The organism is Billgrantia montanilacus (assembly GCF_003336675.1).
Taxonomy (GTDB): Bacteria; Pseudomonadota; Gammaproteobacteria; order Pseudomonadales; family Halomonadaceae; genus Halomonas; species Halomonas montanilacus.
Genome location: NZ_QPII01000023.1, coordinates 38,981 through 58,676, shown reverse-complemented (window position 1 = coordinate 58,676; position 19,696 = coordinate 38,981). Strand labels below are relative to the sequence as shown.

At 62.5% G+C, this 19,696-nt stretch carries 21 protein-coding genes; 5 read left to right on the top strand and 16 right to left on the bottom strand.

Annotated elements, in window-relative coordinates; all coding sequences use genetic code 11:
- From DU505_RS20460 to DU505_RS20415, 10 genes are all read right to left on the bottom strand, one after another.
- Positions 1–117: NAD-binding protein (locus DU505_RS20460; protein WP_147273095.1), on the bottom strand; the 117-nt coding region annotated here is incomplete at its 3' end.
- A gap of 2 nt (positions 118–119) precedes the next feature.
- Positions 120–839: a response regulator transcription factor gene (locus DU505_RS20455; protein ID WP_281271467.1), complete on the bottom strand. Its 720-nt coding sequence runs from the start codon at positions 837–839 to the stop codon at positions 120–122.
- The gene (locus DU505_RS22950) at positions 829–2,856 is read right to left on the bottom strand and encodes a DUF4118 domain-containing protein (RefSeq protein ID WP_114480811.1); all 2,028 of its coding nucleotides are present in this window, start codon (positions 2,854–2,856) and stop codon (positions 829–831) included. The genes DU505_RS20455 and DU505_RS22950 overlap by 11 nt, the downstream gene beginning before the upstream one ends.
- Positions 2,857–2,890: 34 nt before the next feature.
- Positions 2,891–4,381 (bottom strand): Trk system potassium transporter TrkI, encoded by a 1,491-nt coding sequence (trkI, locus tag DU505_RS20445; RefSeq protein WP_114480817.1) that lies wholly within the window; start codon positions 4,379–4,381, stop codon positions 2,891–2,893.
- A gap of 108 nt (positions 4,382–4,489) precedes the next feature.
- Positions 4,490–5,461, bottom strand: a complete 972-nt coding sequence (locus tag DU505_RS20440) for an arsenic resistance protein (protein WP_340148285.1) — start codon at positions 5,459–5,461, stop codon at positions 4,490–4,492.
- Between the two features lie 35 nt (positions 5,462–5,496).
- Positions 5,497–5,937, bottom strand: a complete 441-nt coding sequence (locus tag DU505_RS20435) for a YtoQ family protein (protein WP_114480810.1) — start codon at positions 5,935–5,937, stop codon at positions 5,497–5,499.
- 232 nt (positions 5,938–6,169) lie between these two features.
- Positions 6,170–6,619, bottom strand: coding sequence for a DUF305 domain-containing protein (locus DU505_RS20430; protein WP_114480809.1), 450 nt, complete (start codon positions 6,617–6,619; stop codon positions 6,170–6,172).
- A gap of 72 nt (positions 6,620–6,691) precedes the next feature.
- On the bottom strand, positions 6,692–7,114 hold the full coding sequence (locus DU505_RS20425; protein ID WP_114480808.1) for a protein tyrosine phosphatase family protein: 423 nt from the start codon (positions 7,112–7,114) through the stop codon (positions 6,692–6,694).
- A gap of 32 nt (positions 7,115–7,146) precedes the next feature.
- On the bottom strand, positions 7,147–8,049 hold the full coding sequence (locus DU505_RS20420) for an MBL fold metallo-hydrolase (protein ID WP_114480807.1): 903 nt from the start codon (positions 8,047–8,049) through the stop codon (positions 7,147–7,149).
- A gap of 115 nt (positions 8,050–8,164) precedes the next feature.
- A complete protein-coding gene (locus DU505_RS20415) occupies positions 8,165–8,998 on the bottom strand; it encodes an MOSC domain-containing protein (protein WP_114480806.1) in 834 nt (277 codons plus the stop codon).
- 159 nt (positions 8,999–9,157) lie between these two features.
- Here DU505_RS20415 and DU505_RS20410 point away from each other — a divergent pair, with 159 nt between their 5' ends.
- Both DU505_RS20410 and DU505_RS20405 read left to right on the top strand, forming a co-directional pair.
- Positions 9,158–9,538: a Rieske (2Fe-2S) protein gene (locus DU505_RS20410; protein WP_114480805.1), complete on the top strand. Its 381-nt coding sequence runs from the start codon at positions 9,158–9,160 to the stop codon at positions 9,536–9,538.
- 115 nt (positions 9,539–9,653) lie between these two features.
- The gene (locus tag DU505_RS20405; RefSeq protein WP_114480804.1) at positions 9,654–10,535 is read left to right on the top strand and encodes a DMT family transporter; all 882 of its coding nucleotides are present in this window, start codon (positions 9,654–9,656) and stop codon (positions 10,533–10,535) included.
- Positions 10,536–10,615: 80 nt separating this feature from the next.
- Here DU505_RS20405 and DU505_RS20400 read toward each other — a convergent pair whose 3' ends face one another.
- Positions 10,616–11,389 carry an enoyl-CoA hydratase-related protein gene (locus tag DU505_RS20400; RefSeq protein ID WP_114480803.1) on the bottom strand — a complete coding sequence of 258 codons (774 nt, stop codon included), beginning with the start codon at positions 11,387–11,389 and terminating at the stop codon, positions 10,616–10,618.
- A 135-nt stretch (positions 11,390–11,524) separates the two neighbouring features.
- Here DU505_RS20400 and DU505_RS20395 point away from each other — a divergent pair, with 135 nt between their 5' ends.
- Positions 11,525–11,725 (top strand): nuclear transport factor 2 family protein, encoded by a 201-nt coding sequence (locus DU505_RS20395; protein WP_114480802.1) that lies wholly within the window; start codon positions 11,525–11,527, stop codon positions 11,723–11,725.
- The gene (locus DU505_RS20390; RefSeq protein WP_340148286.1) at positions 11,718–11,948 is read left to right on the top strand and encodes a tautomerase family protein; all 231 of its coding nucleotides are present in this window, start codon (positions 11,718–11,720) and stop codon (positions 11,946–11,948) included. The genes DU505_RS20395 and DU505_RS20390 overlap by 8 nt, the downstream gene beginning before the upstream one ends.
- A 111-nt stretch (positions 11,949–12,059) precedes the next feature.
- Here DU505_RS20390 and DU505_RS20385 read toward each other — a convergent pair whose 3' ends face one another.
- Positions 12,060–13,064 carry a chemotaxis protein CheB gene (locus DU505_RS20385; protein WP_114480800.1) on the bottom strand — a complete coding sequence of 335 codons (1,005 nt, stop codon included), beginning with the start codon at positions 13,062–13,064 and terminating at the stop codon, positions 12,060–12,062.
- 229 nt (positions 13,065–13,293) lie between these two features.
- Here DU505_RS20385 and DU505_RS20380 point away from each other — a divergent pair, with 229 nt between their 5' ends.
- Positions 13,294–13,563, top strand: coding sequence for a hypothetical protein (locus tag DU505_RS20380; protein WP_114480799.1), 270 nt, complete (start codon positions 13,294–13,296; stop codon positions 13,561–13,563).
- Between the two features lie 65 nt (positions 13,564–13,628).
- Here DU505_RS20380 and DU505_RS20375 read toward each other — a convergent pair whose 3' ends face one another.
- The 4 genes from DU505_RS20375 to DU505_RS20360 all read right to left on the bottom strand — a co-directional run bounded on the left by DU505_RS20375 (position 13,629) and on the right by DU505_RS20360 (position 19,612).
- Positions 13,629–14,477 (bottom strand): 3-hydroxybutyryl-CoA dehydrogenase, encoded by an 849-nt coding sequence (locus DU505_RS20375; RefSeq protein ID WP_114480798.1) that lies wholly within the window; start codon positions 14,475–14,477, stop codon positions 13,629–13,631.
- Between the two features lie 21 nt (positions 14,478–14,498).
- Entirely contained in the window at positions 14,499–16,130 is a 1,632-nt protein-coding gene (locus tag DU505_RS20370; RefSeq protein WP_114480797.1) for an acyl-CoA synthetase, read from the bottom strand.
- A 92-nt stretch (positions 16,131–16,222) separates the two neighbouring features.
- Entirely contained in the window at positions 16,223–18,016 is a 1,794-nt protein-coding gene (locus tag DU505_RS20365; RefSeq protein WP_114480796.1) for an acyl-CoA dehydrogenase, read from the bottom strand.
- Between the two features lie 174 nt (positions 18,017–18,190).
- A complete protein-coding gene (locus tag DU505_RS20360; protein WP_114480795.1) occupies positions 18,191–19,612 on the bottom strand; it encodes an MFS transporter in 1,422 nt (473 codons plus the stop codon).
- Positions 19,613–19,696 lie beyond the last annotated feature (84 nt).

Here is a 19,696-nt window from a genome sequence, read left to right as displayed (position 1 = left end):
CAGTTCGCGCAGCCGCTCGCCGTCGGTGTCCACCACGGTGATGTCGTTTTCCTCGCGGGCCAGGTGCTCGGCCAGCGTACCGCCGACCTGGCCGGCGCCAAGAATGATGATCTTCATTGCTATTGCTCCGTAGCCGCTTCGGGCTCTACCAGCAGCCGATAGCCAATACCCGCCTCGGTCTGGAGAAGATGCGGTGACTGGGGGTCATCGCCGAGCTTGTGGCGCAACTTGCTGATGACGATGCGCAGGTAGTGGGTGTCGTGGGCGTGGGTCGGCCCCCAGACATCACGCAACAACTGGGTCTGGGTGACCACCCGGCCGGCATGGCGTGCCAGGCGATCCAGCACGGCGTACTCCTTCGGCGTGAGGTGAACCGGCGAATCGCCATGTGTGACCCGCCGAGCCGCAAGGTCGATGACCAGATCGGCGCGGCGGTAGCGCGTCAACGCAGGGCCTTCGCCTGGCTCACCATGGCGCCGCAGCAGCGAGCGTATCCGTGCCAGCAGCTCCTGGATACCGAAGGGCTTGGTGACATAATCATTGGCCCCCCGATCCAGGGCACGAACCTTTTCGGCCTCGTGCCCGCGCACCGACACCACGATGACCGGGACCGCGCTGCCTGACCGCAGCCCATCGAGTACCGCTTGGCCGTCCATGTCGGGTAGCCCAAGATCCAGCAGCACGAGGTCGGGAGCTTCGTTCAGAGCGCGAGCGAGCCCTTCGCCACCGGTAGCCGCTTCGCTCACCCTGAAACCCTGCGACACAAGGCTGATGCGCAGGAAACGACGAATCTGGGGCTCGTCGTCGATGATCAGTACATGCCGATTCTCAGCCATCATCCTGCGCGCCCTCTTCTCTCTCGCTGAGCGGCAGGCGCATCACGATACTGGTGCCGCTGCCCGCCGGCCCCGGCTCTGCCGCAATGCTGCCCCCGTGGGCGCCGAGCATGCCACGGCAAATGGCCAGGCCGAGCCCACTGCCGTAGCGGCTACGGTCGCCTTCGCCCCCCGTGAAGAACATGTCGAATACCGCCTGGCGCTGTGCCGGGGGAATGCCCGGCCCCTCGTCGGTCACCCGGACCTCCAACTGCCGGTCCGTTTCGTCCAGACGGCCGGCAATGATGACCCTGCCCTCTGGCGGCGAAAAGCGGGCGGCGTTGTCGATGACATTGACCAGTGCCTGTTCAATCAGTGCAGGGTGAACAAAGAGCAGCGGCATCTCACCGATTCCACTACGTTCGATTGTCACGTGCTCCAGAGAAGGCCCCAGGCGCTTGATGGCCGACTCGATCAGGTCCTCCAGGGAAATCCAGTCACGCTCGATCTTCAGTCTGCCATGCCCCAATCGGGTCATGTCCAGCAGGTTCTGGATATAGCGATTGAGCCGCTCGCTCTCGGACAGGATGCTATCCAGCAGCTCATGCTTGTCCTCATCGCTGAGCTGAGCCTCCAGCTCACGCAGCGTACTAGCCGAACCGATGATCGATGCCAAAGGCGTGCGCAAGTCGTGGGAAACCGACGAAAGCAGCGCCGATCGCAGCCGCTCGTTCTCCTCCGACAGGCGTGCAGTCCCCAGGTCGCTGACCAGCCGGGTCCGCTCCAGGGCCATGGTGAGCTGGCTGGACAGCGCCTCGATCAAGGCCTCCTGATCGGGACCCGGGGGCGTCTCGCGCACCGCCAGCTTGAGGCCCACGACACCCAGCACTCGCCCCTGTTCCACCAGGGGCAGCAGTCGCCACTGCTGGTCGGGCAGGTTCTCGGTGCCGCGGCCGCTGGGCTGCCGATGCTGCCAGCTCCAGCCCGCCGCCGTGAGAGCCCCCGCGTCCAGGGTCATGCCGGGCGGGGCCGCGTGGCGGATCGTAAAGTCGGCGCCCTTCTCATCCCGGTCGAGCAGCACCACGGGAACGCCCAGCCAGCGCTCCAGCGACGTGACACCGATATCGCCCACCTGGTCCCGGTCGGTGGCGGCCGACAAGGCCCGGGCATAGGTCAGCAGCCGGTGAGTCTGTTCCCGGCTGGAGCGCAACGCCAGCAACCGGCGTCGCCCGCTGCCGGCCAGTTGGCCGACCACCACCGCCACCAGCAGGAAGAAGACCACGGTGAGCAGCTGTCCGTGCTCAACGATGGCGAAGGAGAAGCGTGGCTGGGTGAAGAAGAAGTTGAAGGCCAGGAAGCCAAGCCCGGCACTGAACATCGCCGCCCGGGTGCCGGCCAGGGTGGCACTGGCCAGCACCGCGGCGAGGAACACCAGCGACAGGTTGGCCAGTTCCAGCCAGGACTCCAGTCCCCAGGCCACCACCAGAGCGCCCAGGACACTGAGCAGGGCCACCACCGGCTCGCGAAATCGCAGCGGCTGCCAGACGTGCCGCGGCCGAAAGCGCGAGCGCTGCCGGGCCTCCGCCACCACCACCAGGTCGAAGGTCCCACCGCGGCGCAGCAACTGCTCGGCGAGGGTGCGGCGCCAGACACGCCAACCTGAAGGCCGGGAACAGCCCACCAGCAGGGTGGCAATACGATGCTCGCGGGCATAGTCGTGCAGCTCCGCGGCCCGGTCCTGCCCCTGGAGCACCCGGGTCTCGCCGCCCAGCCGGTGCACCATGGCAAAGTCCTTTTCCAGCACCAGCCGGCGTTCGGCGTCATCGCGGCCGTTGTCCACGTGTATCGCGCGCCAGCGCACGCCGTCGCGCTCGGCCAGGCGATGGGCGGTGCGTACCAGGGCTGCGTCCTCGCTGCCGCCGCTGAGCGCCACCAGCAGGCGCACACCTTTCGCCGCCCCCCGGCGAACTTGCTCGGCATCGCCTGGCGCCGCTGCCGGCGGCGGATCACTGGCGGGGCGTGAATCGGGAGTGGCGTTCATCGATCCGGTCGTCCTCGGGGTTGAGTTCTTCAGACTACTTGCGCCAGAACATTGGGGTCAGCAATACCAGCACGGTAAGTATCTCGAGCCGCCCCATCAGCATACCCACACATAACAGCCATTTGGCCGCATCCGGTAGCGGTGCAAAATTGCCGGACGGGCCGATGGTGTCACCCAGCCCCGGCCCGACGTTGGCCACGGCGGTGGCCGCACCGGAAAGCGCGGTGACCAAATCGAGGCCCAGCAAGGAGAGCCCCAGGGCCAACCCGGCAATGGTAAGAAAAAAGAAGAAGGAGAAGGCCACCACGCCGCGAGTGACTTCATCGGTCAGCGGTTGGTTATTGTAGCGTGAGGCAAACACACCGCTGGAGTGGGTCAGGTAACGCAGCTGGTTGCGCAGCAAAATGGTCGACACCTGGAAGCGGAATATCTTCATGCCGCCACTGGTGGAGCCGCTGCAGCCGCCGACGAAGGTCAGGTAGAAGAACGCGACGAAGGCCAGCGGCCCCCAGACACTATAGTCATCCGAGGCGTAGCCGGTGGTCGTAACGACGGATATCACATTGAAGGCGACATGGGTGAGCGCCTCGAAGGGCGGCGTACCCAGCCACATTCTCCATAGGGTAAGGCTCAGGATGACGATCAGCAGAAGCAGCAGCAGCCCCTGCACCTGCTGATCTCGCCACAGTGCCAGCCGGGAACCGCGCAAGACACGGATATAAAGCACGAAGGGAAGCGCACCTGCCAGCATGAAGAGGCTGGCCGCCCAGAGCAGGAAGGGGCGATCGCCATAGGCCCCGAACGAGGCATCCGAATTGGCAAAGCCGCCCGTAGCCACCGAGGTCATGCCGTGCACCACCGCATCGAGCAGCGCCATGCCACCCAGCCAGTAGGTCAGCATGGCGATCAGGGTGAAGCCGCAATAGATGCCCAGGGTAGCCTTGGCGATACCACCGGTGCGAGGCATCACCTTGTCGGACCAGTCCGAAGACTCGGTGTGAAAGAGCCGCATGCCGCCGACCTTGAGGAACGGCAGGATGGCGATCCCCATCACGATGATACCGATGCCCCCCAGCCACTGCATGATCCCCCGCCACAGCTTGAGGCCATCGGAGAGGGACTCGATGCCCTCGAGAATCGTCGAGCCGGTGGTGGTGATCGCAGACACCGACTCGAAGACGGCATTGGTGAAAGAAAGCTGGGGGGCACCCAACACCAGGGGCAGGCTGGCAAAACCACTGATACTGACCCAACTGAAGGTCGTCAGTACGAACATCTGCCAGGGTTTGAGTTCTATCGCTACTTTCAGCGTGGCGAGCCAGCTCAGCGCCACCGCACTCAGCACGATGACCATCGACAGGCCGAATGCCGTGGCATCGGGCTCCCCCTCGATCAACAACACCACCCAGGGCAATGCCATGAACAAGGCCAGCACCATCCAGAGGACGGACAACACCTTGAGCACCGGCGCCCAGCTCCGCCATTGATAACCGAGCCGCTGATGCAGCCCCCGCTGTTCGAACATGCCGTCTTCGCCCATGACAATCCGAGTAAAAACCCGAGCCCATCACTCTCAAGCCGACATGACATCACGCCAACGCCTAAAAAGTCCGTAAAAAAACCTGCCTGCCAGTCAGGTCGATTTTATGGTCGGAAAGAGATGCGTCGGCACCAGTCGAAGGAAGGCCAGCATCCCGAACAGTTCGACCAGGGACTGGAAGACCACGACGACGACAGCCACCTCGAAGCCAGCGGGCAACGCCAGGGCCAGCGGCAGGATAACGAAGGAGTTGCGTGAACCGAAGCTGAAGGCAAGTACTCGCCCCTGGGCCGGGGGCAGCCGGAAGGCAGTGGCCAACAGCCGTGCCAGCAGCAGGGCCGCCAGCAGGAAAGCAACGAACAGCAGGGCCAGCCGGGGCAACAGGGCAAGTGAGCCGGTTACCTGACCCACCTGGCCCGCCGCCACCGTGAACAACACCAGGCCCAGCAGCGGTATCGGCAACCAGCCCAGCCCCGCGACCCAGCGCTTCCGCGCTGTTCGTTCCGCCGACCAGTGCTCGAGCGCCCAGGCTCCTGTCAACGGCAGCAGGATCAACCCGCCAAAGGCCAGCAGCAGCTCACGCTGGACGAGACCAGCCATGGCCGTATGGCCGAGAAACAGCCAGAGATAAAGGGGCAACAGCAACAGTTGCAACAGCAGGCTGAGCGGGGTGAACGCCAAGGCCCTGGGGGCATCGCCGCCGCCCAGGTGGGTAAAGGTGAGAAACCAGTCGGTGCAGGGAACCAGCAGGACCAGCAGAACCCCGAGCCGCAGCGCCGGATCCGCCGGCAGCCACTGCACCATCAGCCAGACGATCAGCGGGATCGCCACGAAGTTTCCCAGAACCGCTGCCGTGAGAAAGCGCGAGTCAACCAGCGCCCGGCGCAGTCGTACCAACGGAACCTGGGTAAACGTGGAGAAGAGCAGGACGGCGAGCAGCGGCCAGAGCAGGCCTTCCACAACGTCGGCGACATCGGGCCGGTGCAGCCCCAGCCCCAGGCCGGCAAGCAGCGCTAGCAGATAGAAGAGAACCTGGTACTTTTCGATTTGCTCACGCAGTGGCATGGCCCGCTCGCGCCTGGGACAGGGTGGACCAGCAATCAGGCCTTGGTGACGTAGCGCAGGATCTCGACCACCTGATCGGTCGTGGTCGCCCAGGCCATGGCCGAGGCGTCGACTTCCTTGAGCGGATGGATGATTTCCTCGCCATGCAGGGTGACATACGGCTTGCCCAGTGCCGCGCAGTAGCCGGCATCGAAGGCGGCGTTCCACTGCTTGTACTTGTCGCCGAAGCGAACCACCACCAGGTCGCTCTGTTCGATCAGCGTCTTGGTGCGGATGGCGTTGACCTTGGACGACTTGTGGTCACGCCAGAACGGGTTGCTCTCCTCTCCGAGGTGGTCGCCGGCGGCATCGCTGGCCGCGTGGTCGGTCACCGCCGAGGTGAAGACGATATCCAGGCCAGCCGCCTCGGCGCCTCGCTGAATCTCGTCACGCCAATCGGTGTGGATTTCACCGGAAAGATAGACATAAAAGCTCATTGGGACTCCAGCAGATGTGAAATGGGGACTCATCATAGCCTATGGAACCGCCGTTGACTCCCGACCGGTCTCGGTACCATCACGTAAGCCATATCACACAAAAAGGAACACATCGTACTGACAGGCAACTATTCATGAACCAACTACAATACAGCACAGCCTGCATAGCAGTCGTAAGCTCCCTTGCTTTTGCCCACCTATTGGGGGTCAGTCCAGCCTCTTTGGGTTTGTTTTACTGGTCTTGTAGATCAGTGATGAGCCGCTTCATGTCTGCAATCTCCTCACGTTGCGCCTTGATAATCTCATCTGCCAGCTCTCTGACTCGCGGATCGGAGATGTTAGCGCGCTCACTCGTCAGGATGGCAATCGAATGATGGGGGATCATCGCGCTCATGTAGGAGACGTCATCGACAGTGGCCTGGCTTCTAACCAACCAGAGCGAAAGGCCAAATACCAGTGCGCTGCCCAGATAGATGCCAGCGTTGAGCTTGCGGTTAGGGTACATACCGATCATGTAGGTCAGCATGATGATCGCCATGCACGAACCCATGATGAGCGCCATGTATGCTCTCGTCTCACTGAAGGTGAGGTGGTCGAGACGAAAGGTATTCAGATACATGAGGCCGTACATGATCACAGTGGATGTAAGTATCATGGCGGCAAATTTAAGGTACATTTTCATGCTTATGTCCTTGATGCTGGCCCTGGCCAGCGCCTGCCGGGGCGTCCTTGAATGCAGCTTCGACGATGTTCGTCACCCCTCCCTGCGAACCAGTTCTTCGCGTATGGGAGTCAGATCGTAGCCTGCCGCCTCGGCAGATGCCTGCAACTCAACTAGCGGGCAATGGGGCGCCTTGGCCAGAGCCCATAAATGGGCCACCCGCATGCCTGTACGACAGAAGCCTACAATAGGGGGCGGTCCATCCTCCAAGGCACGGCTAAAGGCATGAATGTCCTGCTGCGCATATTCTCCTGGCTTCACAGGAACCTCTTTCCAACTCATGCCCAGCGCTTCCACTTTGGCCCGCAGATGTTCCGGGTCCGGCTGGGCCTCGTCTTCGCCTCGTGGCCGATTTGAAATGACAGTCCTGTAGCCACGCTCAGCTAACAACTCCAACTCCTTTTCGGTTGGCTGAGCCATGACACTGAGACGATCATCCAGTAACTTGACGTCCATGATCACATCTCCTTTCCCAGAGTAGCGAACGATTAGTCATCCCAAACCGCACCCGGTAGGGCATCCAACGGGATCTTGAGGTAGCGTCGGCCGTTGTCTTCAGGCTCCGGGAGGCGGCCACCCATGATGTTGACCTGCAGAGACTGCAGGATCAGCTTAGGCATGGGCAATTGGGCATCGCGTTCGTTGCGCAACGTAATAAATGCCTCTTCCGTCTGCCCCTCTGCCACATGCTTATTGGTTGCTTTTTGCTCTCGCACCGTACTCTCCCACTCAGGCTCACGTCCGTCCGGCATGTAGTCATGTCCAGTAAACAGGCGCGTGTCGTCCGGCAAGGTGAGGATTTCCTGGATCGACTGCCAGAGCTTACGTGCGTTCCCACCCGGAAAATCGGCCCTGGCCGTGCCCGAGTCGGGCTGGAATAGCGTATCGTGTACGAAAGCGGCATCGCCGATCCAGTAGGTGATCGACGCCATGGTGTGGCCAGGTGAGAACAGCACACGCCCTTCCAGATCACCAACACGGAAGGTGTCGCCTTCAGCGAACAACCGGTCCCACTGACTCCCATCAGCAGGGAAATCGGGCCAATGGTAGAGCTCGCTCCAGAGCTCCTGGACCTTTTGGACATAGATCCCGATGGCAGTGGGTGCGCCGGTTCTGGCTTTCAGGTACTGGGCGGCCGAAAGATGGTCGGCGTGCGGATGGGTATCAAGAATCCATTCCACCTCGAGCTCATGCTGCTCCACATAGCGCAGAAGCGCATCGGCATTATGGGTAGCGGTCGCTCCCGACTTCTCCTCGAAGTCGTGCACGGGGTCGATGATTGCGCACCGGCGCGTGGCCATATCGGACACCACGTACTGAACGCTGGAGGTACGGGGATCAAAAAACCCTGCCACGCTTGGCGTACCCTTGGATTCAGTAAATGTCTGCATGCTTCCTCCTGAACCAATGCTCGTCTGGTTATTACGTTAGTTCAGAATGGAAGAAGTTAAAGGGGTGGAGATAGAACTCAAACAATAAGTAACACTCCGCTACGTGGGTGAGTTCTCATACGCAGAGTACATCCCCAACGGCAATGGCTTGTTCAGCTCCGGCCAGCAGGGTGGCATTCTGGCCAAAGTAGGCCCCGGGGCGAAACGGCTGGGTCTTCAACTCCATCAGGGTCTTGAGTGGCTCACCGGGAACAGCGATGCTTCCGGTCGACTGATCCACCGTGGTGATCTTGCAACGCTGGCAGGGCTTGCGAATGCCGAACCGGTAGCCCTCGGGAGAGCCAAGTTCACTCCACCCATCCTCGGCAAAGGGGGCGGCTCCCTCCACCACGATATTGGGGCGAAAGCGGTTCATCGGCAGAGGCGCCAGCCCCTTGCCCTGAAGCGCTTGATTGAGCGCCGCCAGTGACGCCTTCGAGGCTATCAGGAAGGGATAGCCATCGGCGAAGGCAGTGTGGGCGTTCTCTCCCTGCTGGTGGAAGGGCTCGACGGCACGACGCTCATCGGGAGCAAAGCGCACCAAGCGCAGTCCACTGCCTTTCCAGTCGCCCAGCACGTTTTTCAACCATTCCGACGCCTCGGGGCCTTCGTCCAGTGCCCGGCAGGCATCTTCCCAGACATAGGCGGTCAGTGACGGCTGGTCGCTGCGCGCCAGCTCGATGACCAGCGGCGCCGCCTCGGGATGCTCCAGCAGCAGCCGGTCGCATTCCAGATGGACCGCGACCCGGGCCATAGCCGGGATCTGACGCTGGGTCACGAAACGCCCCACATCGTCCACCACCATCCAGTTTCGGTCATGGGCGATACCTCGTTCGCCAAGTACCGCGCGCTCCAGGGAAATGCCTCTCAGCGACTTGACCGGGTAGACGTTGAGCTCCGTGACTCTCATCGTGTGCTTCCTCTGCTTTACATTTAATGACTCGCTTTCGGGGCTGAGCAGCCTGAGCGATCTCGAGGATTAACCTTGCCCGCCTTGCGTGGCAGACACTGACAAGCGGGCCGGCATTGGCGACAATGTGAGCTCGCCTACATTACGAGGACAATCGGCATGACTCAGGCCTGGCAACAGTATCGTAGCGCACCCGCACTTGGCACGCGCCTCGCCAGGCTCGACGAAGTCAATGTCGGCAGCACTCATAGCCTGACGCTGAAATGCGAAAAGGGGAGCTTTCCCCTGCTGCTGGTCCGCCTGGACGATACACTGCTCGGCTACGTCAACGCCTGCCCGCATCAGTACCTGCCCCTGGACCAACGCGGCTCGCGAATTATCAGCCGAGATGGCGAAACACTGCGCTGCACCAACCATGATGCCAGCTTTTCTAGCCGTACCGGTGAGGGTATCGGTGGATTTGGCGTTGGCTGTAAGCTCGACCCGGTGCCGGTGAGCGTCGACGAAGAGGGCTGGATCGTCGTCGGCACGGCCGCTTGACGTATGCATATCATTGATAGCTAAGATCATGATTATTGATGGATCGAGGGCTTTCCATAGTCTGGCAGCATAGATTACGCTCCTCCTTCTGCCATCGCCTGTACAAGGACGCCGCATGACACCGGCCGATTCTCTGCGCCTGATCCTGCTCTCGTCGCTATGGGGCATGTCGTTTATATTCATGCGGGTAGCGGTGCCCGAGTTCGGCCCCGTGCCGCTGATCCTGGTGCGGATGGGCGTGGGCGCACTGCTGCTGATCCCACTGCTGCTCAGCCTGCGCTACCTGAAGCTGGTCTGGGAAAACAAGGGCGGGCTGCTGCTGCTGGGCCTGGTCAATCACGTGCTGCCCTTTGTCCTGCTGGCACTGGCCACGGTGCGCCTGGAGGCTGGCTTCACCTCACTGATCAACGCGACCACCCCGATCTTCACCGCGCTGCTGGGAGCCCTGTTCTTTACTACGCCGGTGCAGCGCCAGCAGTACCTGGGACTTGCCCTCGCCTTCGTCGGGGTCTATGTGCTCTCGGCCAATCGCCTGGACTTCGCGCTGGGTGGAGACGGCTGGTTCATTCTGTCGGCGCTGGGGGCCACCTTCTGCTATGGAGTGGCCAGCAATTATTCCAAGACCTATCTCTCGCATCTTCCAGTTCGCGTCCTGGCGGCGGGCAGCACGGCAATGTCGGCCCTGATCCTGCTCATCCCCGGCCTGTTGCTGTGGCCGACCGAACCCATCAGCGGACTGGCCTGGGCCAACGGCCTGAGCCTTGCGGTGTTCAGCACCACCGTGGCATTCCTGCTCTATTTCGGGCTGATCGCCAGCGCCGGCGCCACCGCCACCTCGACGGTCACCTTCCTGGTGCCCATCAGCGCGCTGTTGTGGGGCTATCTGCTGCTGGGCGAGCGACTCAGCCTGCAGATACTGGTCGGCATGGCAATCACTTTGGTGGGTACCGCCATCGCCACGCGGATGATCCGGCTGGGCCACAGGAAAGTGGCCTGAATAATCGTCTGCGCAGCAGGGGATAAAAAAAGGCAGCAGTGGCAAACAGCCACTACCGCCTTTTCGCGTTCCGCAGAGGCTCAGAAGTTTGGCTTGCGCTTCTCGACGAAGGCGCTCATACCTTCGCTCTGCTCATCACTGGCGAAACAGAACGCGAACAGGGCCGTTTCCAGCGCCAGGGCGCTGTCCAGATCTTGCTCCATGCCGTCGTGAACCGCCAGCTTGGCACCGCGCACTGCCAGCGGGCCGTTGCCGGACAGCTGCTTGGTCAGTTCATCGGCATAGGCTTCAAGCTCGGCCTGGGGCATGACGCGGTTGACCAGGCCGATACGAAGCGCCTCCTGGGCATCGATCTTGCGGCCGGTGGTGACCAAATCCAGCGCCATGGCCGGACCGACCCGGCGCGGCAGGCGCTGAGTGCCGCCGAAGCCGGGAATGACTCCCAGCAGCACCTCGGGCTGTCCGAAGACGGCATTATCGCTGGCTACTGCCCAGTCGCAGGCCAGCGCCAGTTCGCAGCCGCCGCCAAGACAAAAGCCGTTCACCAGGGCGACCACCGGCACCGGGAGCGTTTCCAGTCGCTTGATAGTGCGCAATGCCTGGCTGGCGAAGGCCCGCGCCTCCTCCGGCGTCTTCTCACGCATTTCGGTGATATCGGCGCCGGCGACGAAGGACTTCTCGCCGGAGCCGGTAATCAGCACGGCGCGTAGGTCGTCGCGCTTTTCCAAATCCGTCAGAACCGCTTCCAGTTCAGCGAGCACTGCACTGTTCAGCGCGTTCAATGCCTTGGGGCGGGTGATGGTCAGGCGTACGATGCCATCGCGATCGTCAATCTCAATCAGCTTCTCGCTCATGTGGGGCTCCTGATCAATGCAAACGCATTCTTGTTGAAGGGATACCGACCTACCCTAGCGAACGCTTGGTAGGTCGGCAATCCCCATTTTCGTCGCAGTGAAGAACATGATTACTCGATCCATCAGGCCGATGGGATGTTTGTCGCGGCGGGGCGCGAGCGCGAGCGCGGCACTTTCTCGCTCGGCGGCGGCGCCGAGCTGGCTTTGGCGATCCGCACCTCCAGAACCTATGTGCGAACTGCGCAGGGATGGCGACAGCTGCACCATCATGGCTCCATCGAGTCGCCGGAACTGTTGCGCGACTACCAGAACGCCATTGCTGGCATGAATCCATAACGACAAACTGCAGGAGACGACACCTGACATCAATATACGCATAATACGCGGGCCGGTCTCAGCAGAGCAGAAGGCCGCCCTTATCGAGGGCGCGACTACGCTGCTGGTGGAAGTCCTTGGCAAGAATCCGCAGACCACCGTCGTGGTGATCGACGAGGTCAGCGAGGAGAACTGGGGCATCGCTGGAAAGACCGTGGCCGCGCGCAAGCGAGGGCCCGGGTGATGGCGCATCGACTGACCAACTGATGTTTTACTGGGCGGCGGATTTGGCAATCCAATAGATCCGCAGCCCAGTTCATGCAATCCAGGAACAAAACCTCGATTGCCAGTTGGGCTACTCGACTGAACTCGAAGAATCCTTGTCGGTGGCCTTCAACATGGCCCGAATGCGGTCGATGTGGATTTGAGAATCTTTGGCCCGCTGGTGGACTGACGAGGTCGTTTTTTTGCTTTCATTTTTGCTCATGGTTACCAGTAGGTTCTGGCGTTCTTCAAACATTCGCAGTGCGACCCAGAGTGTCTCTTCCACTTTTACCGTTTGCTGAGCCAGCAGCGCCGAGGAGGTAAACGCATGGCCCGTATGGCAGCGGTATCTGAGCAGGTTTCCTTCCTGCATCTGCCATAACACGCCACCACAGTCCGGACAATTGAATGGCACCTGATCACCGAGTGCCTCAACGGACGGTAAATCGCTTAAAACCCGCCGTGCGATCTTTGCTTCGATGACGATGTCTTCGGGCGCTGACTCGCTCTTGGGTAGTTCGCGTTGTACAAGCTCGGACAGCAATGCCCCCATCTTGGCGACCGGCAAGCAATAATCCACGCCAACATTCGCTATCACCGATTGCGGCATGTCAGGGTAAGACGCATCGTCAGGGTCTTGCGCTATGCAGACGCCCCCGCATCGCTTGATTGCCATCATGCCGCTGGTGCCATCATCCAGGTATCCGGTAAGGATGATGCCAATAACCCGGTTGCCGTAGGCGACCGCTGCGGAGCGAAACAAGGGGTCAATAGCAGGGCGTGATCGGTTTTCCCTGGCGCCTTTGGTAACCAGGATCTTTCCGTCAGCCACCAACATATGCTGATCGGATGGCGCCACATAGATATGGCCGCTTTCAAACGCCTGTTGATCATGCCCATGCATGCAGGCAAGACTGCCGCTTTGATCCAAGACCCTGACAAGCGCCTCGCCGGTGGTATGCGCCCCCATATGATTGACAACAAAAATGGGCGCCGGAAAGTCTTTCGGAAGTTGCGCTACCAAGGCTTTTAACGCCGCCATGCCTCCAGCGGATGCGCCAATAACAACGAGCATTGGCTCTCTGCTTTGATCCATCGCCACCTCCATCAATGGAGCAGATTCCATAAGTCGGGCCCGACCAGGCTGGATAAGCCACGCATCCCTCGGAAATCAAGGAATTTCGAAGACCTGCCAGATCACTGGTACCTAGCGTCCACCTTACTCCGCCAACCGTTAGGTGTCATATGCAGGTTTGGCTCTTGAGGGAACCCAAATCTCGATCGCAGCGACGACAAACCCGCCGGGAACACCCACAGACACGCGGATGGCTGGTGCCCAGTTGTGCCCCCACCTCGTGGTCAATCGGTTCGAATGCCAAATTCTCAACACCACGAAGAACACGAAGAGCACGAAGCTGTTCGCCGTTGGCTGGGTTGGCGGCGAGTTGTTACGGGCGCTCAGCTATGCCAGTGGGTTCCTCGGCACGGCACTGGCTTTTTTGATTGGTTTTCGCAACAACATGGTGGTTCCCAGCACAAGGGGCGCCGAGAATGGGTCCAAAGAGGAGGTCATTTGCCATGGATGGCAAATGTAGCGCCCATGGAAGGGTTCACAGCGCCTCCTCGATGGACCCGTTGCCGGGATAGCCCCGGGCTACGGTTAGCTGTAGACGTGGAAGCCTCGCCCCGACTTCCGCCCCAGGTAGCCGGCGGCCACCATGCGCCTGAGCAACGGGCAGGGCCGGTACTTGGGATCGCCGAAGCCCTCCTGCAGTACCTCCATGATCGCCAGGCAGACATCCAGGCCGATCAGGTCACCCAGCGCCAGCGGCCCCATGGGGTGGGCGGCACCGAGCTTCATCGACTGGTCGATGTCCTCGGCGGTCGCAGCCCCTTCCTGCAGCAGGAAGGCCGCTTCGTTGATCATCGGCACCAGCAGGCGGTTGACGGCGAACCCGGGTGAGTCGGCAATGGCCACCGGCGTCTTGCCCAAGGCCTCGGCCAACGCCTCGATCTGCGCCACGGTGGCATCAGAGGTCTGCTCGGCGCGAATCACCTCGACCAGTTTGAGCACCGGCACCGGGTTGAAGAAGTGCATGCCCACCACACGCTCGGGACGCTCGCACACCGCGGCAAGCCGGGTCAGCGACAGCGATGAGGTATTTGAGGCAAGGATCGCCTCATGGGTCAGCCGGCTGAGGTCGCGGAACAGCTTCTCCTTCAATGCCGGCTGCTCCGGCGCCGCCTCGATGATCACGGCACAGTCGCGCAGGGCGTCCAGTGCCGTGGTCACCGCCAGCCGCTCCAGGGCCGCCCCCTTGTCGGCCTCGGAGAGCTTCTCCTTGGCCACCAGCTTGCCAAACCCCTTGTCGATAGCCGCCTGGGCACGGGTAAGCTGTTCGTCGGCCACGTCATAGAGCTGAACCGAGAAGCCGCTTGTCGCCAGAACCTGTGCAATGCCCTGCCCCATGGTCCCCGCGCCGACCACACCAATCTGCTGTGAGTTCATCTATTCACTCTCCTGTAGGCGTTATGACTTGCGCGCTTCTTCACGCAGCACGAACTTCTGGATCTTTCCGGTGGAGGTCTTGGGCAATTCGCTGAAGATCACCGTCTTGGGCACCTTGAAGCGGGCCAGGTGCTCCCGGCAGTGCGCGATGATGTCCGCTTCGGTGACCTCGCCGAATCCCACCTTGAGCTTGACGAAGGCGCAGGGGGTCTCGCCCCACTTCTCGTCGGGCTTGGCCACCACCGCGGCCTCTTCCACGGCCGGGTGCGAATAGATGGCGTTTTCCACCTCGATGGTGGAGATGTTCTCGCCTCCGGAAATGATGATGTCCTTGGAGCGGTCCTTGATTTCGATGTAGCCGTCCGCATGCCAGACCGCCAGGTCGCCGGTGTGATACCAGCCACCCTCCAGCGCCTGCTCGGTTGCCGCCTCGTTCTTGAGATAGCCCTTCATCACGTTGTTGCCACGCATCAGGATCTCGCCAACGGTCTCGCCGTCCTTGGGTACGGGCTCCAGGGTATTGGGATCGGCGACACAGAGCGCCTCGAGCATGTGGTAGCGCACACCCTGGCGCGACTTGATCCTTGCGCGCTCCTCCACCGGCAGCTCATCCCACGCCTCGCGCCAGGCACAGACGGTCACCGGACCATAGACCTCGGTGAGGCCGTAGACGTGGGTCACCTCGATGCCCATCTTCTCCACCCCTGAGATCACCGAGGAGGGAGGCGCGGCGCCGGCGGTGGTAACCTTCACCGGATGGTCGAAGTCGCGCTTGTCCGCGTCGGGGAGATTGACCAGGCCGTTGAGCACGATGGGCGCCCCGCTGAAATGGGTCACACCCTCGTCGGCGATAAGCGCCATGATCTTCCTGGGATCGACCCTGCGCAGGCACACGCTGGTACCGGCATTGGCGGCGATGGTCCAGGGGAAGCACCAGCCGTTGCAGTGGAACATCGGCAGCGTCCAGAGATAGATCGGGTGGTGCGGCATGGCCCACTCGAGGATATTGCTTACCGCATTCAGGTAGGCGCCACGGTGATGGTAGACCACTCCCTTGGGCTTGCCGGTGGTACCGGAGGTGTAGTTGAGCGAGATCGCCTGCCACTCATCCTCGGGCAGCCGGTAGGCGTAGTCCGGGTCGCCTTCGGCCAGCAGCGCTTCGTACTCCAGCTCACCGATATGGCGGACTTCACCCTCGAAGAGGGCATCGTCCACGTCGATTACCAGCGGCTTGATGGCCAGCTGCGAGACAGCCTGCTCGACGACGTCGGCAAACTCCGGGTCCACCAGCACCACCTGGGCCTCACCGTGCTCGAGCATGTAGGCGATGGCCTCGGCATCGAGGCGGATATTCAGCGTGTTTAGCACGCAGCCGGCCAGCGGCACGCCGAAGTGTGCCTCGAACATGGCGGGCACGTTAGGCAGCATGGCGGCTACCGTCTCGCCGGGCTTGATGCCGCGCCTCTCCAGCGCCGAGGCGAGCCGGCGACAGCGCGCCCAGGTCTCGCTCCAACTGCGGCGGACATCGCCATGCACCACCGCCGGATAATCCGGGTAGATGGAGGCGCTGCGCTCGATGAAGGTCAGCGGCGACAGCGGGACAAAGTTGGCCTGCGTCTTGGGCAGGCCCTGTTCGAAGATGCTGTTGTTCATGGTGGGCTCCATTATGGCGTTGTTATCGTAGTGCTGTGCTTTGCCGCCTGGCTCCTGTGGCCTGACTCTTGCGGACAGTACCGGCGGCGGAATCAGATGGCCTTGACATCGAAGCTGGCCAGACTCGCCATACCGGCATCGATCACGCTGCGATTGGCGCGGCCGGCCGGCAACCACTGGCGCAGGGCGAAGTCGGCAGCGACCAGCTTGGCCTGGTAGAACGGCTCGCCGCTGCCGGCAGCCTGGGCGGCAGCGGCCTTGAGGGCGGACTGCCCCATCTGCCAGGCGCACAGCACGTGGCCCGCCAGATTGAGGAAGGGCGTGGCATAGGCCTGGATGGCATCCACACCGCTCTCGGGATCACTGCCCTGTTCCAGCACAATGGCCATGGCGGCGCGAAGGTCGGCGGCCCCGGCAGCCAGGCTCTCGCCAAGGGCGGCCAGTTCACCATTGCCGCGCAGTGCCTCGGCGGTGGCTTCGACCCGCCCGAGCAGGTCGTTGAACGCCGCGCCACCGTCGCGCTGCAGCTTGCGCCCGGCCAGGTCGAGCGACTGGATGCCGTTGGTGCCTTCATAGATCGGTGCGATGCGGGCGTCCCGCAGCAGCTGGGCGGCGCCGGTCTCCTCGATATAGCCCATGCCGCCGTGAACCTGCACCCCCATGGAGGCGATATCCACCGCCTGGTCGGTGGAGAAGCTCTTGACCACGGGAATCAGCACGTCAACCCGGGCCTGGGCGGCCTTGCGCTCGGACGCGTCGCCGGCATGACGAGCCACGTCGAGTTCGGCGGCGCAATAGAGCGCCAAGGCACGCAGGGCGTCGGTGCGGGCACGCATGGAAAGCAGCATGCGCCGCACGTCGAGATGCTCGCTGATGGTGGCGTCACTACCACGGACCTTGCCCTGCACGCGGTCCAGCGCATAGGCGAAGGCATGCTGGCAGGCACGCTCGGCCACGCCGATACCCTGAATGCCGACCTTGTGGCGCGCCTCGTTCATCATGGTGAACATGTGGTTGAGGCCGCGCCCCTCCTCACCCACCAGGTAACCTATGGCACCCTCGCCCTCGCCGAAGCTCAGGGTGCAGGTGGGCGAGCCGTGGATGCCGAGCTTGTGCTCGATGGAGGCGCAGACCACGTCGTTGCGCTCGCCCAGCGAGCCGTCGGCATTGACCAGGAATTTCGGGACCAGGAACAGTGAGATGCCCTTGTTGCCCTCGGGGGCATCGGGCTTGCGCGCCAGCACCAGGTGGATGATGTTCTCGGCGGCGTCGTGCTCGCCCCAGGTAATGAAGATCTTCTGGCCGAACAAGCGATAACGATCCGCCTCTTCATCCGGGCATGGCACCGCGCGGGTACGCACCCTGGAAAGATCGGAGCCGGCCTGGGGCTCGGTGAGGTTCATGGTACCGGTCCAGCTCCCCTCCACCAGCCTGGGCAGGTAGGTTTCCTTGAGCGCGTCGCTGCCGTGGTGTGCCAGCGCCTCGATGGCGCCGGCGGTCAGCATCGGGCAGAGCCCCAGCGCCATGTTGGCGCCGTGGAGCATCTCCTGCACGCTGCTTGCCACCACCTCGGGCAGGCCCTGGCCACCCAGAGCCTCGGAGACGCCGATGCCGTTCCAGCCGCCTTCGGCATAGGCCCGATACGCCTCGATGAAGCCGTCGGGCAGGGTCACGCTGCCATCGTCACGGCGGGCACAGCCCTGCTGGTCACCGCTGGCATTCAGCGGCCCCCATACCTCGCCCGCCAGCTTGGCAGCCTCCTCCAGTACCGCCTCGACCAGATCCGGGCTGGCCTCCTCGAAGCCAGGCAGGGCCAGCGAGCGATACTCGAGCAGTTCCTCGAGCACGAAGCGAAGATCACGAACGGGGGCAGCAAAGGGAAACATGACAATACCTCGGAAAAATGATAGCCGGAATAGTAGATTCACTACTTTTCGTTAACCATTATCCCTAGGTCGCAGGCAATTCACCAGACAAAGGCGAACCACCTGACAAAGACAGTGCGCCCGATACACAAGGCATCGGGCGCAGAATAACGACGGGCGGAATAGTCAATCGCTTCAGCCGCGGGAGGGGCTCGTCGCCTCGTCAGCTACCTGCTCCTGATCGGGCTCTGCCGCGTGGCGCGGTTCCTCATCCTCATAGTAAGCGATACGCGCCTCATCGGGAGGCGGCGGGCCAACCAGTGGCTCGACCGTCTCCACTTCCGGTACTGCGTCGGACAGGTCCTCGACATGCTCATGCTCGGTGGCGCCTTGCATCAACTCCTCGGTCACCGCCAGTTCGGCGCCAGCCGACGACATGGGCGTCGTTGGCGAGAACGGCGCCACCGGCAGCGGCGCCGGACGTACGCTACGCCGCCAGCTGAAGAAAGCCACCATGCCGATGCTCATGACTCCGAAGGCCCAGAACAGGCCGGCATCGCCCATCGCCGCCATGACCGGCGAAATCAGCGGCGGGCTCACGGTGGAGCCGATGGCATTGATCAGCAGCAGGCCCTGGCTCATGCGCACCAGCGCACCTGCCGGGGCCCGGTCTGCGGCATGGCCGACCGCAACCGGATAAAGCGCGAAGACGCCGCCACCGAGCAGGAAGAGCAGACTCGCCATCACCCAGATATTAGGCGGCAACAGCAGCATGCCAGCCGATATCAGCGCACAGAAGGTGCCGATCAGGATCAGCACCATCTGGCGATCGTGGCGGTCGGACCAGCGGCCGATGGGGTACTGCAGCAACATCGCCCCCAGGATCACCACCGCCATCATCTGGCCGATCTGATTCACCGTCAGGCCGATACGCTGCAGATAGAGCGGCAGCAGCGAATAGACGGCTGCCACCGCCAGCCCGGAGCCGAAGCTGCCCATGACCCCGGTAGGTGTCAGGGTAATCAGGCGCATCGGCGAGAGCGGCTCGGCATGCTCGATCAGGGGGGACACCCGCGGGATCATCGCCATGGGCAGCACCGACAGCGAGGCCAGCATGCCGATCACCATGAACGGCGCAGTGACACCCATGGCGTCCGTCACACCCAACAGCAGCTGGCCGAGGACACCGGCGGCATACAGCGAAATCATGTAGAGCGCCAGCAGTCGGCCGCGAACCTTCTGGTCGCCCGACGTGAGCAGCCAGCTCTCGATGACCAGATAGACCCCCACGGTGGCCCAGCCGCCGATCAGGCGCAGCCCGAACCAGGAGATGGGGTCGAGCCATAGCCCCTGCAGCAGCACGGTGACCGCGACCAGCGAAGCAAAGGTGCCGTAGGCACGGATATGACCAATGCGCAGCAGCAGCCGGTCGTTGAACATCGCCCCCAGCGCCAGGCCGATGAAGTAGGCCGACGAGACCCAGCCGATGACCACCGGAGACTCGCCGGCGGCGTCCAGGCGCAGTGTGATCAGCGTGGCCAGGAAGCCGTTGCCGATCCCCAGGATGAAAAGCCCCAGCAGGGGTGCCAGGGCCATGGCCAGCAGTTGCCGCGACATGAAGGGCCTCTCGACAGCAGTGGAAGAAACAGGAATTAACGCATGGATGGGAAACAGTGTGGCAGGACCTGCCGAGAATGCCTG

What these genes read in the sequence shown, in the direction of transcription:
- DU505_RS20360 (WP_114480795.1), bottom strand. Translation starts at nt 19,612, where the DNA reads ATGTCGCGGCAACTGCTGGCCATGGCCCTGGCACCCCTGCTGGGGCTT.
- DU505_RS22950 (WP_114480811.1), bottom strand. Translation starts at nt 2,856, where the DNA reads ATGAACGCCACTCCCGATTCACGCCCCGCCAGTGATCCGCCGCCGGCA.
- DU505_RS20435 (WP_114480810.1), bottom strand. Translation starts at nt 5,937, where the DNA reads ATGAGCTTTTATGTCTATCTTTCCGGTGAAATCCACACCGATTGGCGT.
- DU505_RS20415 (WP_114480806.1), bottom strand. Translation starts at nt 8,998, where the DNA reads ATGAGAGTCACGGAGCTCAACGTCTACCCGGTCAAGTCGCTGAGAGGC.
- trkI (WP_114480817.1), bottom strand. Translation starts at nt 4,381, where the DNA reads ATGTTCGAACAGCGGGGGCTGCATCAGCGGCTCGGTTATCAATGGCGG.
- DU505_RS20430 (WP_114480809.1), bottom strand. Translation starts at nt 6,619, where the DNA reads ATGAAAATGTACCTTAAATTTGCCGCCATGATACTTACATCCACTGTG.
- DU505_RS20395 (WP_114480802.1), top strand. Translation starts at nt 11,525, where the DNA reads ATGTTTGTCGCGGCGGGGCGCGAGCGCGAGCGCGGCACTTTCTCGCTC.
- DU505_RS20420 (WP_114480807.1), bottom strand. Translation starts at nt 8,049, where the DNA reads ATGCAGACATTTACTGAATCCAAGGGTACGCCAAGCGTGGCAGGGTTT.
- DU505_RS20380 (WP_114480799.1), top strand. Translation starts at nt 13,294, where the DNA reads ATGGCTGGTGCCCAGTTGTGCCCCCACCTCGTGGTCAATCGGTTCGAA.
- DU505_RS20365 (WP_114480796.1), bottom strand. Translation starts at nt 18,016, where the DNA reads ATGTTTCCCTTTGCTGCCCCCGTTCGTGATCTTCGCTTCGTGCTCGAG.
- DU505_RS20440 (WP_340148285.1), bottom strand. Translation starts at nt 5,461, where the DNA reads ATGCCACTGCGTGAGCAAATCGAAAAGTACCAGGTTCTCTTCTATCTG.
- DU505_RS20410 (WP_114480805.1), top strand. Translation starts at nt 9,158, where the DNA reads ATGACTCAGGCCTGGCAACAGTATCGTAGCGCACCCGCACTTGGCACG.
- DU505_RS20400 (WP_114480803.1), bottom strand. Translation starts at nt 11,389, where the DNA reads ATGAGCGAGAAGCTGATTGAGATTGACGATCGCGATGGCATCGTACGC.
- DU505_RS20375 (WP_114480798.1), bottom strand. Translation starts at nt 14,477, where the DNA reads ATGAACTCACAGCAGATTGGTGTGGTCGGCGCGGGGACCATGGGGCAG.
- DU505_RS20405 (WP_114480804.1), top strand. Translation starts at nt 9,654, where the DNA reads ATGACACCGGCCGATTCTCTGCGCCTGATCCTGCTCTCGTCGCTATGG.
- DU505_RS20370 (WP_114480797.1), bottom strand. Translation starts at nt 16,130, where the DNA reads ATGAACAACAGCATCTTCGAACAGGGCCTGCCCAAGACGCAGGCCAAC.
- DU505_RS20385 (WP_114480800.1), bottom strand. Translation starts at nt 13,064, where the DNA reads ATGGATCAAAGCAGAGAGCCAATGCTCGTTGTTATTGGCGCATCCGCT.
- DU505_RS20425 (WP_114480808.1), bottom strand. Translation starts at nt 7,114, where the DNA reads ATGGACGTCAAGTTACTGGATGATCGTCTCAGTGTCATGGCTCAGCCA.
- DU505_RS20455 (WP_281271467.1), bottom strand. Translation starts at nt 839, where the DNA reads ATGATGGCTGAGAATCGGCATGTACTGATCATCGACGACGAGCCCCAG.